Annotated in this window: 11 protein-coding genes and 1 tRNA gene; 9 read left to right on the top strand and 3 right to left on the bottom strand. The window is 53.5% G+C overall.

Features of this window, described 5'->3' with window-relative positions; genetic code table 11:
* The first annotated feature begins 5 nt into the window (after positions 1-5).
* Positions 6-81 (top strand) — tRNA-Trp (locus HA51_RS25665).
* Between the two features lie 125 nt (positions 82-206).
* Here the strand turns inward: HA51_RS25665 and hdfR are convergent.
* Positions 207-1,028, bottom strand: coding sequence for an HTH-type transcriptional regulator HdfR (gene hdfR, locus HA51_RS25660; protein WP_084938269.1), 822 nt, complete (start codon positions 1,026-1,028; stop codon positions 207-209).
* 121 nt (positions 1,029-1,149) lie between these two features.
* Between hdfR and HA51_RS25655 the strand changes: the two genes are divergently transcribed.
* On the top strand, positions 1,150-1,488 hold the full coding sequence (locus HA51_RS25655) for a MaoP family protein (RefSeq protein WP_084938268.1): 339 nt from the start codon (positions 1,150-1,152) through the stop codon (positions 1,486-1,488).
* A 30-nt stretch (positions 1,489-1,518) separates the two neighbouring features.
* On the opposite strand, the gene HA51_RS25650 is transcribed toward HA51_RS25655, so the two are convergent.
* Positions 1,519-3,039, bottom strand: coding sequence for a YifB family Mg chelatase-like AAA ATPase (locus tag HA51_RS25650; protein ID WP_084938267.1), 1,521 nt, complete (start codon positions 3,037-3,039; stop codon positions 1,519-1,521).
* 327 nt (positions 3,040-3,366) lie between these two features.
* On the opposite strand from HA51_RS25650, the gene ilvL reads away from it, so the two are divergent.
* The 6 genes from ilvL to ilvA all read left to right on the top strand — a co-directional run bounded on the left by ilvL (position 3,367) and on the right by ilvA (position 9,929).
* Complete coding sequence (gene ilvL, locus HA51_RS25645) at positions 3,367-3,465, top strand: ilv operon leader peptide (RefSeq protein ID WP_071531048.1); 99 nt, start codon at positions 3,367-3,369, stop codon at positions 3,463-3,465.
* Between the two features lie 149 nt (positions 3,466-3,614).
* Positions 3,615-5,261: an acetolactate synthase 2 catalytic subunit gene (gene ilvG / locus HA51_RS25640; protein WP_084938266.1), complete on the top strand. Its 1,647-nt coding sequence runs from the start codon at positions 3,615-3,617 to the stop codon at positions 5,259-5,261.
* A complete protein-coding gene (ilvM, locus tag HA51_RS25635) occupies positions 5,258-5,515 on the top strand; it encodes an acetolactate synthase 2 small subunit (RefSeq protein ID WP_034820026.1) in 258 nt (85 codons plus the stop codon). Before ilvG ends, ilvM begins: the two co-directional genes overlap by 4 nt.
* Before the next feature lie 18 nt (positions 5,516-5,533).
* Entirely contained in the window at positions 5,534-6,463 is a 930-nt protein-coding gene (locus HA51_RS25630) for a branched-chain amino acid transaminase (protein WP_084938265.1), read from the top strand.
* A 61-nt stretch (positions 6,464-6,524) separates the two neighbouring features.
* Entirely contained in the window at positions 6,525-8,375 is a 1,851-nt protein-coding gene (gene ilvD / locus HA51_RS25625) for a dihydroxy-acid dehydratase (RefSeq protein WP_084938264.1), read from the top strand.
* A 6-nt stretch (positions 8,376-8,381) separates the two neighbouring features.
* The gene (ilvA, locus tag HA51_RS25620; protein ID WP_084938263.1) at positions 8,382-9,929 is read left to right on the top strand and encodes a threonine ammonia-lyase, biosynthetic; all 1,548 of its coding nucleotides are present in this window, start codon (positions 8,382-8,384) and stop codon (positions 9,927-9,929) included.
* On the opposite strand, the gene ilvY is transcribed toward ilvA, so the two are convergent.
* Positions 9,930-10,811, bottom strand: coding sequence for an HTH-type transcriptional activator IlvY (gene ilvY / locus HA51_RS25615; RefSeq protein ID WP_084938271.1), 882 nt, complete (start codon positions 10,809-10,811; stop codon positions 9,930-9,932).
* A 161-nt stretch (positions 10,812-10,972) separates the two neighbouring features.
* On the opposite strand from ilvY, the gene ilvC reads away from it, so the two are divergent.
* Positions 10,973-12,448 (top strand): ketol-acid reductoisomerase, encoded by a 1,476-nt coding sequence (gene ilvC / locus HA51_RS25610; RefSeq protein ID WP_084938262.1) that lies wholly within the window; start codon positions 10,973-10,975, stop codon positions 12,446-12,448.
* Positions 12,449-12,661 lie beyond the last annotated feature (213 nt).

The raw sequence follows: 12,661 nt of genomic DNA, 5'->3' as shown, positions 1-12,661 counted from the left end.
TATTTAGGGGCGTAGTTCAATTGGTAGAGCACCGGTCTCCAAAACCGGGTGTTGGGGGTTCGAGTCCCTCCGCCCCTGCCAGAAAACAATCCTTTGCTTCGGCAAAGGATTTTTTTTGCTTTAAATTCAGCATTAAACCGGCAATACTGTGCTGAAAAGAGTCTGAGCTTCACGTTAATCCACTCAAACCCCTCTCGTTTACTTCTTTATTGTGTCAAAACTGGATATTTAAGCAGCTGACGGATATGCGCTTGTTGATCGCTATTCTGCAGCCACACCGCATATAGTGGCCGAACGGCAACAGGTGTATCTGGAATAACCATTAAATCACTATAAATGCTGTGCCATGAATCCGGCAAAAACGCGCAAGCACCAGTAGTGTGCAGTAATTCCCGCGTCACATGCGCTGAAGTTGTGGTCAATACTGGCACATCATCACTGGACAAATAACTTTGGTGTTGATGAAAATCCGCCCCCCATTCCAGTTTAATGTAATCGTATTTTTCACGTTTCTCGGTCTTGCGCGCACGGAAGAGGGCGAGTGAAATATGACCAATCTGCTGGCTGGTTAATTCATCCATTTTTGGCGCTTCGGTCGTGATCAAAAGATCCAACTGACGTTCATGTAGCTGCTTTACTAACAAATGCCGTTGTGCGATACGGGCTTCAAGATGAAGACTCTCGCGGTTTTCATAAAGCGTTTTTAACCAAGGGGTTAGGTACGCTTCCCACAGTGATGCGCTGGCGCCTATTGAAAGCTCGTGGTGCTGCTGAGTGTGTGAAACTTCCTTTTTGGCCATCAGCCAGGTACTCATCAAACTCTCTGCATAGGGTAATAAACGCTCACCTGCAGAAGTCAGGCGGATATTATTACGATGACGAGTAAAAAGGTTTACGCCGAGCTGATTTTCCAGCTGGCGAATGCGAAAACTAACGGCAGATTGCGTGAGGTAAAGCGCTTCAGCAGCACGCCCGAAATGGCGCGTTCGGCTCACTTCGAGGAAAGTTTTCAGTAATTCCGTATCCACAGCATTCTCCCAAAAATTGTTTGTCGTACTGATTTAAATGTTTTGTTTTACACTCTGTCAAGCCTATCTAATACTCCGCGCCATAAATAGCACGGCCATATGAGAGTCGGGAGCGTGTAAAATGGCGAATAGCTTCGCAACAACAAATCGTTTCTTTGATAACAAACATTACCCACGTGGTTTTTCGCGTCATGGTGATTTCACCATTAAAGAAGCTCAGCTTCTGGAACGCCACGGATACGCCTTTAACGAGCTGGACCTTGCCAAGCGTGAGCCCACCACTGAAGAAGAGCGTTCGTTCTTAGAAGTATGTCGTGGTCTTCGTGAGCCGCAAACGGAAGCTGAACGTGTCTGGTCGAAATACACCGCACGCATCAAACGTCCAAAGCGCTTCCACACATTGTCTGGCGGCAAGCCGCAGATGGATACAGTTGAAGACTTTAGCGATAGCGATGATTAAAAAATAGCGGGGCTTTTAAAGCCCCGTTTTTTATTCCAGACTTTTATGCAGATAGATTAGTAAACGGTCAATGCTGCGATAACTTACCGCTTCCTGCAAATGCTGCCGTGAAATTGCCTCCTCCTCCTCCAGATCGGCAATCGTCCTTGCTACTTTTAAGATACGTTGCCACGCTCGCACGGAAAGACCCAAAGAGTTCAACACGGTTTCCAACCACACCGCATCCTCGTGCCTCAACTCACAGCACTGGACAATCTCCGTATTAGATAGCTGGGCGTTTACTTTGCCTGCTCGATGGATTTGTCTCTGGCGCGCAGCCAAGACGCGTTTAAGCACGTCTTCGCTGCTCTCGCTGACTTCCTGTTTTTGGCTCAAAGTTCCACTGGGTAAAAGCGGGATTTCCAGAGACAGATCAAAGCGATCAAGGAACGGACCAGAGAGCCGGCTTAAATAGCGCAGCACCTGCTGCGGTGTGCACCGGTTATGGCTGCCTTGATAATGTCCTGTAGGGCTGGGGTTCATGGCACCAATCAACTGAAAGCGGGCTGGATAAGTGACTTTTGCGCGAGTGCGGGAAATCGCGATTTCTCCAGATTCAATTGGCTCACGCAATGCATCCAGTACTTTGCGGTCAAATTCCGGAAGCTCATCCAAAAACAGGACGCCATTATGCGCCAGCGAGATCTCACCAGGACGAGGTAAGGCTCCACCTCCGACTAATGCATACAGCGAAGCACTGTGATGTGGTGCTCTGAATGGCCTTCTGCGCCACTGATGATGGAGATTATGGCTGCTGACCAAGCTATTAATCGCTGCGCACTCCAGCGCTTCCTGGTCGTCTAATGGAGGCATAATGCCCGGCAGGCGAGTTGCCAGCATGGTTTTGCCAGTGCCGGGCGGTCCCAGCAGTAAAAGGTTATGTCCGCCAGCGGCGGTGATCTCCAGTGCACGTCTTCCTTGTTCCTGCCCAATGATCTCAGAGAGATCCTGCTTTTCCTGCCGCAGCGGCTCAAATTGATAATGCGCAACGGGAAGTGGGGATTGGTTATGCAGAAAGGCGCAAATCTCGAGCAAATGTTTACCGACAAGGGTTTCACCTTGTTGAATCAATCCGACATCCTGTTGATTCTCTTCAGCTAACACCATCTGCCTTCCGGCCTGCAATGCTGCCATTGATGCTGGAATAGAGGCCTGAACGCCACAGAGCGCACCGTTAAGGGCTAACTCCCCCAGGAACTCATAGTGCGCTAGTTTTGCCTCAGGAACCTGCTCTGAGGCTGCGAGAATCGCGATAGCGATGGGAAGGTCGTATCGCCCTCCCTCTTTTGGCAGATCGGCAGGGGCCAGATTGATGGTGACGCGTTTTGCCGGGAAGGTGAATCCACTATTGATAATCGCACTGCGAACCCGTTCCCGGGCTTCTTTAACCGTGGTTTCAGGCAGGCCAACCAGCGTTAAAGCGGGCAACCCCTTACTGATGTGCACTTCAACTGTCACTAATGGTGCCTGCACGCCTAGCGCTGCACGTGTTAAAACCTTTGATAAAGACATAAACACTCCTTGTTGTCTTCATCATGCGGTGTGCAAATACAGAATACGAATGCGATTAAAAAATATCAGTGCCTGATTCCAGCGAATCGGTGATTTTCATAGGCTGTTCGCCACTATTGCGCGCGAAATCACAAAACTTAAGGAGCGATTACGTCGCGTACGTAATGAAAAAATTTCACAACTGAAAATAATCTTTAACTTACAAAGCGATAACACCTGCCGAATGCTCGCGTCATAAAAAAACATTATGAAAATAATTGTCAATAGGTGGATAACTATGGTAACTCTGTAGGTATTACTTCGAACAATCGAAAAAACAGACAACACATGAAAGCCCTTCTACAAGTGATTAGCCTAGTCGTGATTAGCGTGGTGGTGATTATTATCCCACCGTGCGGGGCATCGCTTGGAGAAAGAAAGGCTTAAAAATCAAGCCCGGAATTCCAAAAACCCCCGCACCGAAAGGTCCGGGGGTTTTTTTTCGACCTGGCTAAATATCAGCGAATCAGCGAGGAACAGATTATGAGCAGTAGCATAAAATTCTGTTGTTCCCCTAGGAATACAGGAGAATAATGATGACAGGTGCACAGTGGGTAGTTCAGGCTTTACGCGCGCAGAGTGTCGACACAGTGTTTGGCTATCCTGGCGGCGCAATCATGCCAGTGTACGATGCGCTCTACGATGGCGGCGTGGAACACCTACTGTGTCGTCATGAGCAAGGTGCGGTGATGGCGGCAATCGGTTATGCCCGCGCCACCGGTAAGACAGGTGTTTGTATCGCGACTTCCGGCCCAGGCGCCACCAACCTGATTACCGGTTTGGCGGATGCGTTTATGGATTCCATCCCGGTTGTTGCCATCACCGGTCAGGTTTCATCTGCGTTCATCGGCACCGATGCCTTCCAGGAAATCGACGTTCTCGGCCTGTCGTTAGCCTGTACCAAGCACAGTTTCCTGGTTGAATCCCTCGAAGATTTGCCCTCCGTGATGGCTGAAGCCTTCGCCATTGCTCAGTCTGGCCGTCCAGGCCCGGTTTTGGTTGATATCCCTAAAGACATCCAAATTGCCAGTGCCGATTTAACGCCACACTTGCTGCCCGTTGAAGAGACGATCGACCACTCGCCGGAGCATATCGCGGAAGCTCGCGCATTGATGGCTCAGTCACATAAGCCGATGCTGTATATCGGCGGTGGTGTTGGCATGGCGCAAGCAGTGCCAGCATTACGTGCCATGGCTGAAGAAACCGGTATTCCGATGGTTGCCACGCTGAAAGGCTTAGGCAGCGCGGATGCCAAGAGCGATCTCTACCTTGGCATGCTGGGCATGCATGGCACCAAAGCTGCCAACCTCGCGGTGCAGTCCTGTGATTTACTGATTGCGGTCGGCGCGCGCTTTGACGACCGCGTCACCGGCAAGTTAGACACCTTCGCTCCGCATGCGAACGTCATCCATATTGATATCGATCCCGCTGAGCTGAACAAACTGCGCCGTGCACACGTTTCTCTGCAAGGCGACTTGAACCAAGTATTGCCAGCGTTAAGTATGCCGATGCAGATTGAAGGCTGGCGCACGGAAGTGAAAGCGATGAAAGCCGAGTTTGACTGGCGCTACGATCATCCAGGCGAGGCGATTTACGCGCCGCTGCTGCTGAAGCAGTTATCCGATCGCAAAGCAGACAGCGCCGTAGTGACCACCGACGTTGGTCAGCACCAGATGTGGGCTGCACAGCACATGAGCTTCACTCAGCCAGAAAACTTCATTACTTCCAGTGGCCTCGGCACTATGGGCTTCGGTCTGCCAGCCGCCATCGGCGCGCAGGTTGCCCGCTCAGAAGACACCGTGATTTGCGTATCAGGTGATGGATCAATCATGATGAATATCCAGGAGCTGGGTACCATCAAGCGCGGTAAGCTGCCGGTAAAAATCTTGCTGCTGGATAACCAACGTTTAGGCATGGTGCGCCAGTGGCAGCAGCTGTTCTTTGATGGGCGCTACAGCGAAACCATTCTCACCGATAACCCCGATTTCCTCACGCTGGCCAGCGCCTTTGATATCCCAGGCCAGCACATTAGCCGTAAAGATCAGGTCGACGCCGCGATAGATGCTCTGCTGAACAGTGAAGGTCCTTACTTCCTGCATGTTTCGATTGATGAGCATGAAAACGTCTGGCCATTGGTACCGCCGGGTGCCAGCAACGCAAACATGATGGAGAAAACCGCATGAACCAGCATCAATTGTCTATCGAAGCCCGCTTCCGCCCTGAAATATTGGAGCGCATTTTGCGTGTTGTCCGCCACCGTGGCTTCCAGGTGTGCTCGATGAACATGGCATCTGCAATCAACGCTGAGAACATTAATATCGAGATGACCGTTGCCAGCCAGCGTTCGGTCGATTTACTGTCTTCGCAGTTAAGCAAACTTATGGATGTCGCCTGTGTCGAGATCCAGCAACAGACATCACAACAAATCCGCGCTTAGTCGCCAAAGGAAATAGCAATGAGTACGAAGAAAGCAGACTTTATTTGGTTCAACGGGGAGATGGTTAAGTGGGAAGACGCCAAGGTTAGCGTCATGTCTCACGCACTGCATTACGGTACTTCTGTGTTTGAAGGCGTGCGTTGCTACGACTCACACAAAGGCCCAGTGGTGTTCCGTCACCGTGAGCACATGCAGCGTCTGCACGACTCCGCCAAAATCTATCGTTTCCCTATCGCTGCCAGTGTTGATGAACTGATGGATGCCTGTCGCGAAGTGATCCGCGTGAACAAACTGAAAAGTGCTTACATCCGCCCATTGGCGTTTGTTGGCGACGTAGGCCTGGGTGTGAACCCACCAGACGGCTACACCACCGACGTGATCATCGCGGCTTTCCCGTGGGGTGCTTACCTGGGTGCTGAAGCACTGGAAAATGGTATCGATGCGATGGTGTCTTCATGGAACCGTGTCGCACCGAACACCTTGCCAACCGCCGCGAAAGCCGGTGGTAACTACCTCTCCTCACTACTGGTCGGCAGCGAAGCACGTCGCCACGGTTATCAGGAAGGTATCGCTCTCGACACCAACGGCTATATTTCAGAAGGTGCTGGCGAAAACTTGTTCGAAGTGAAAGATGGCATTCTGTTCACACCACCGTTCACCTCTTCAGCACTGCCGGGTATCACCCGTGACGCCATCATCAAACTGGCGATTGACCTGGGTATCGAAGTGCGTGAGCAAACCCTGTCGCGTGAATCTCTGTATCTGGCTGACGAAGTGTTCATGTCGGGTACTGCGGCAGAAATCACCCCGGTACGCAGCGTTGATGGTATCCAAGTGGGCGCGGGTAAACGTGGTCCAGTGACCACCAAAATTCAGAGCGCATTCTTCGGCCTGTTCACGGGCGAAACCGAAGACAAGTACGGCTGGTTGGATCAAGTTAATCCATAACAAGACCGTTACGCGGGTGCAACTGCGCCCGCGTCATATTTCAGACTGGAGTAAATAGAGCATGCCTAAGTACCGTTCTGCCACCACCACCCATGGTCGTAACATGGCGGGTGCACGTGCCCTGTGGCGCGCCACAGGAATGACCGATGACGATTTCGGCAAACCGATTATCGCCGTGGTTAACTCATTCACTCAGTTCGTACCGGGCCACGTGCACCTGCGCGATATGGGCAAGCTGGTGGCTGAGCAAATCGAAGCTGTCGGCGGTGTTGCTAAAGAGTTCAACACCATCGCGGTGGATGACGGTATCGCCATGGGTCATGGCGGCATGCTGTATTCACTGCCTTCGCGCGAGCTGATCGCCGATTCCGTGGAGTACATGGTCAACGCACACTGCGCCGATGCCATGGTGTGTATCTCCAACTGCGACAAAATCACTCCCGGCATGCTGATGGCGGCACTGCGCCTCAACATCCCGGTGATCTTTGTGTCTGGCGGCCCAATGGAAGCCGGTAAGACCAAGCTGTCCGACAAAATCATCAAGCTGGATCTGGTTGATGCGATGATCCAGGGTGCGAACCCGAACGTCAGCGATGAAGACAGCGATAAAATTGAACGTTCTGCCTGCCCAACCTGCGGTTCTTGCTCAGGCATGTTCACCGCCAACTCCATGAACTGTCTGGCTGAAGCGCTGGGTCTGGCACAGCCGGGCAACGGTTCACTGTTGGCGACCCACGCCGATCGTAAAGAGCTGTTCCTCAATGCCGGTAAGCGCATCGTTAGCCTGACCAAACGCTATTACGAGCAGGATGACGTCAACATGCTGCCGCGTAACATCGCGACCAAAGCGGCGTTCGAGAATGCGATGACGCTGGATATCGCCATGGGCGGTTCCACCAACACCGTTCTGCATCTGTTGGCTGCGGCGCAGGAAGGCGAAATCGAATTCAACATGTCAGATATCGATCGCCTGTCACGTAAAGTGCCGCACCTGTGCAAAGTGGCACCAAGTACGCCGAAATATCACATGGAAGATGTGCACCGTGCCGGTGGCGTTATCGCCATTTTGGGCGAATTGGATCGCGCCGGACTGATCGACACCAGTGCGCGCAACGTGCTGCAGCAGACCATGCGCGAAACCTTGGATCAGTACGACATCATGCTGACCAAAGACGAAGCGGTGAAGAAAATGTTCCGCGCGGGCCCAGCCGGTATCCGCACCACGCAGGCTTTCTCACAGGATTGCCGTTGGGACACGTTGGATGATGACCGTGTAGAGGGCTGTATTCGTACTCGTGAGCACGCGTTCTCGCAGGATGGCGGTCTGGCCGTGCTGTACGGCAACATCTCAGAAGATGGCTGTATCGTGAAAACCGCCAGCGTTGATGCTGAGCAGTTAATCTTCAAAGGCCCGGCCAAAGTTTACGAAAGTCAGGATGATGCGGTTGCCGCGATTCTCGGCGGCAAAGTGGTAGCTGGCGACTGCGTGGTGATCCGCTATGAAGGTCCTAAAGGCGGCCCGGGCATGCAGGAAATGCTCTATCCAACCACCTATCTGAAATCGATGGGGCTGGGTAAAGCCTGTGCGTTGATCACCGATGGTCGTTTCTCAGGTGGTTCTTCCGGTCTTTCTGTCGGTCACATCTCACCAGAAGCGGGCAGCGGCGGCACCATCGCGCTGATTCAGGATGGCGATATGATCGAGCTGGATATCCCGAACCGTCGTATTCATCTGGATCTGCCAGACAACGAAATCCACGCTCGTCGTGAAAAAGAGCAGGCCCGTGGCGAAGCGGCTTATACCCCGCATAACCGCGAACGTGAAGTGTCATTCGCGCTGCGTGCTTATGCATCACTCGCGACCAGTGCTGATAAAGGCGCGGTCCGCGATAAGTCCAAGCTGGGAGGCTAACAACTGATGGCTGAGTCTCAACCGCTACCCGCGTCGCCCAACGGCGCGGAATATTTGCGCGCGGTGCTGCGTGCGCCTGTGTATGAAATTGCGCAGGTCACGCCGCTGCAAAAAATGGAAAAAATTTCATCGCGTCTCGGCAACACCATTTTGGTGAAGCGTGAGGATCGCCAAGCAGTGCACAGCTTCAAGCTGCGCGGCGCTTACGCGATGATTGCCGGACTGACCGAAGAGCAAAAGGCACGCGGCGTGATTACGGCTTCGGCCGGAAACCATGCGCAGGGTGTGGCGCTTTCGGGGAGTCGGCTGGGCATCAAATCACTGATTGTGATGCCGCTGGCCACGGCAGACATCAAGGTTGATGCAGTGCGCGCATTTGGCGGTGAGGTTTATCTGTTTGGTGCCAACTTCGACGAGGCGAAAGCCAAAGCGATTGAGTTAGCAGAACAGCGCGGTTATACCTTCGTGCCACCGTTTGACCACCCGGCAGTGATTGCCGGGCAGGGCACGCTGGCGATGGAATTACTGCAACAAGATGCGCACATCGATCGCGTCTTCGTGCCGGTCGGTGGTGGTGGTCTGGCAGCCGGCGTGGCGGTGCTGATCAAACAACTGATGCCGCAAATCAAAGTGATTGCGGTGGAGTCGGAAGATTCAGCCTGTCTCAAGGCAGCACTGGATGCGGGCGAGCCGGTGGATTTGGCGCGCGTTGGCCTGTTTGCTGAAGGTGTGGCGGTGAAGCGCATCGGCAACGAGACCTTCCGTCTGTGCAAAGAGTATCTCGACGACATCATCACCGTGGATAGCGATGCTATTTGCGCGGCGGTGAAAGACCTGTTCGAAGATGTACGTGCGGTGGCGGAACCTTCAGGTGCGCTGGCATTGGCGGGCATGAAAAAGTACATCCAGCAGCACGACATCAAAGGCGAGCGCCTCGCGCATGTCTTGTCGGGTGCTAACGTCAACTTCCACGGTCTGCGCTATGTTTCGGAACGGTGTGAAATCGGCGAACAGCGCGAGGCGCTGCTGGCCGTGACGATTCCCGAACAGCAGGGCAGTTTCCTGCGTTTTTGCCAGACGCTGGGTGGCCGTTCAATCACCGAGTTCAACTATCGCTATGCGGATGCCGACAACGCCTGCATCTTCGTCGGGGTGCGACTGACGCGCGGGCTGGAAGAGCGCAGCGAGATCATCAGTCAGCTGAATGAGAGTGGCTATAACGTTGTGGATCTGTCGGATGACGAGATGGCGAAACTGCATGTGCGCTACATGGTCGGCGGTCGTCCGTCGAAACCCCTGCGCGAACGTCTGTTTAGTTTTGAGTTCCCAGAAGCACCCGGCGCGCTATTGAAGTTCCTGCAGACGCTGGGCGCACACTGGAATATCTCGTTGTTCCACTATCGCAGCCACGGCACCGACTTCGGCCGCGTGCTGGCGGCATTCGAAGCCAATGATCAAGAGCCAGATTTCGAGACCCATCTCACGGCACTCGGCTACGAATGGCACGATGAGGCGAACAACCCGGCATTCCGATTCTTCCTCGCCGGGCAGTAGTTACAGTAGGCTCCAGAAGGCATTGATCAGCGGCTCCCCGAGCCGCTTTTTTTGTACGCACACGCCAAGTTCAAGCGGTGCCACCGACTCCACATTCTCCAGCGTCAGTACGCGATTGCGCACCGGCTCCGGGCTGTTCTCCAGTACCACATCCGGCAGCAGCGCAATACCACATCCCAGCGCCACCATCGAAACAATCGCCTCATGCCCGGAAACCGTGGCATAAATTTGCGGATTGGGGATGCGATGGCGACGGAACCACAAATCAATGCCGCGCCGCACCGGGCCTTGTTCCGGCACGATAAACGGAATCCGCGACCAATCAGGTTGCGCCTGCGTGGCCTGGCTGCGCACCGCACACGGCAGGGCGGGCGCGATCAGCACCAGCGGAAGAATGGCGAGCGGCGTGAAGTCGATGCTGGCGGGCAGCGATTCTGGACGTCCGGCAATGGCCAAATCCGCCTCGCCAGATTGCACCATCTCAATTGCGTCGGCGGCATCGCCGGTGGTGAGTTTGATTTCCACCTGCGGATGTTCGGCGCGGAAGCGGTCGAGAATCGGCGGCAAATGGCTGTAAGCGGCGGTCACCGAGCAAAACATGCGCAACTCACCGCTGAGCGACGGGCCGTTTAAATCCATCACGTGACGCAGTTGCTGATATTGCAACAGCGTTTGCTGGGCGAATTGCTTGAGGCGCTCTCCGGCTTCAGTGAGCGTAACCGTGCGGTTATCACGCAGGAACAGCGCATGGCCGACATCTTCTTCGAGGCGCTGAATCTGGCGCGATAGCGTAGAGGGGCTGACGTGCATGGCCCTGGCAGTGCGGCCAAAGTGGCAGCTTTCAGCCAGATGAAGAAAGAGTTTCAGATCTCGTAAATCCATGCGCATTTCACCTCAACGTGTTGTTGCAAATTCTGCAATGTGACGTTGTTAATATATCAATTTAAGCAACGGATTTCCTGTCATATGATGGGGTCATTCGCGGCACTGAACAAGGTGTCGTTACCGAACAAAAGCAAACACAACATCTAACCGGAGTACCCATGTCTAACTACTTCAACACATTGAACTTGCGTAACCAATTAGCGCAGCTGGGCAAATGTCGTTTCATGTCACGCGAAGAGTTCGCAGACGGCGCAAGCTTCCTGAAAGGTAAGAAAGTCGTTATCGTTGGCTGTGGCGCACAGGGTCTGAACCAGGGCCTGAACATGCGTGACTCCGGTCTGGATATTGCTTATGCACTGCGTGCTGAAGCGATTGCCGAGAAGCGTGCTTCTTTCCGCAAAGCGACCGATAACGGTTTCAAAGTGGGTACTTACGAAGAGCTGATCCCTCAGGCGGATCTGGTGGTTAACCTGACCCCAGACAAACAGCACTCAGCCGTGGTTAAAGCGGTTCAACCGATGATGAAAGATGGTGCAGCGCTGGGTTACTCACACGGTTTCAACATCGTTGAGTCAGGTGAAACCATCCGTAAAGATATCACTGTGGTGATGGTTGCACCGAAGTGCCCAGGTACTGAAGTGCGTGAAGAGTACAAGCGTGGTTTCGGTGTACCAACGCTGATCGCCGTTCACCCAGAAAACGATCCAAAAGGCGAAGGCCTGGCGATTGCGAAGGCTTGGGCAGCAGCAACCGGCGGCGACCGTGCGGGCGTGCTGGAATCTTCCTTCGTAGCAGAAGTGAAATCTGACCTGATGGGCGAGCAGACTATCCTGTGCGGTATGCTGCAGGCCGGTTCTCTGCTGTGCTTCGACAAGCTGGTGGCGGAAGGTCACGATGCAGCTTACACCGAAAAACTGATTCAGTTCGGCTGGGAAACCATCACCGAATCACTGAAGTTCGGTGGTATCACCCTGATGATGGATCGCCTGTCTAACCCGGCGAAAATCCGTGCTTACGCACTGTCCGAGCAGCTGAAAACCATCATGGCTCCGCTGTTCCAGAAGCATATGGATGACATCATTTCGGGCGAATTCTCTTCCGGTATGATGGCTGACTGGGCGAACGACGACAAAAACCTGCTGACCTGGCGTGAAGAGACCGGCGCGACCGCATTCGAAAACGCAGCGCAGTTCGAAGGTAAAATCGAAGAGCAAGAGTATTACGATAAAGGCGTTGTGATGGTTGCGATGGTGAAAGCGGGCGTTGAGCTGGCCTTCGAAACCATGATCGATGCAGGCATCATCGAAGAGTCTGCTTACTACGAATCACTGCACGAGCTGCCGCTGATTGCGAACACCATCGCACGTAAGCGTCTGTATGAAATGAACGTGGTTATCTCTGATACCGCAGAATACGGTAACTACCTGTTCTCCTTCGCGGCTGTACCGTTGCTGAAAGAGTTCATGACCACGCTGCAGCCGGGCGATCTGGGTAAAGCAATCGAAGGCACTCAGGTTGATAACGCACAGCTGCGTGACGTCAACGAAGCCGTTCGTCAGCACCCAATCGAAGCGGTTGGCCGCAAACTGCGTGGCTACATGACCGACATGAAACGTATCGCGGTTGCTGGCTAAGCCACACGCGACACCGTTTTCAGCAGAAGAAGAACCCCGGCTTGCCGGGGTTTTTTTATGGCTGGAATCCGCGTTTTTGCGTTAGTACCGTGCTGCATTTTGGTCGCCATCAGTGGCGCGCTCACTTAAGCCAATGAGTGCGTATTTAACCCGGTACGCATGAATGCGCACCCTACAAAAACCGCACGTCATACCTTTGGACGATTCCAGAGT

The organism is Pantoea rwandensis, from assembly GCF_002095475.1.
Lineage (GTDB): Bacteria > Pseudomonadota > Gammaproteobacteria > Enterobacterales > Enterobacteriaceae > Pantoea > Pantoea rwandensis.
The sequence above is the reverse complement of the archived record's forward strand: the minus strand, read 5'-3'. Positions and strand labels throughout refer to the sequence as shown.

What these genes read in the sequence shown, in the direction of transcription:
- ilvL (WP_071531048.1), top strand. Translation starts at nt 3,367, where the DNA reads ATGAAAGCCCTTCTACAAGTGATTAGCCTAGTCGTGATTAGCGTGGTG.
- HA51_RS25655 (WP_084938268.1), top strand. Translation starts at nt 1,150, where the DNA reads ATGGCGAATAGCTTCGCAACAACAAATCGTTTCTTTGATAACAAACAT.
- ilvY (WP_084938271.1), bottom strand. Translation starts at nt 10,811, where the DNA reads ATGGATTTACGAGATCTGAAACTCTTTCTTCATCTGGCTGAAAGCTGC.
- ilvA (WP_084938263.1), top strand. Translation starts at nt 8,382, where the DNA reads ATGGCTGAGTCTCAACCGCTACCCGCGTCGCCCAACGGCGCGGAATAT.
- HA51_RS25630 (WP_084938265.1), top strand. Translation starts at nt 5,534, where the DNA reads ATGAGTACGAAGAAAGCAGACTTTATTTGGTTCAACGGGGAGATGGTT.
- ilvM (WP_034820026.1), top strand. Translation starts at nt 5,258, where the DNA reads ATGAACCAGCATCAATTGTCTATCGAAGCCCGCTTCCGCCCTGAAATA.
- ilvD (WP_084938264.1), top strand. Translation starts at nt 6,525, where the DNA reads ATGCCTAAGTACCGTTCTGCCACCACCACCCATGGTCGTAACATGGCG.
- ilvG (WP_084938266.1), top strand. Translation starts at nt 3,615, where the DNA reads ATGACAGGTGCACAGTGGGTAGTTCAGGCTTTACGCGCGCAGAGTGTC.
- HA51_RS25650 (WP_084938267.1), bottom strand. Translation starts at nt 3,039, where the DNA reads ATGTCTTTATCAAAGGTTTTAACACGTGCAGCGCTAGGCGTGCAGGCA.
- ilvC (WP_084938262.1), top strand. Translation starts at nt 10,973, where the DNA reads ATGTCTAACTACTTCAACACATTGAACTTGCGTAACCAATTAGCGCAG.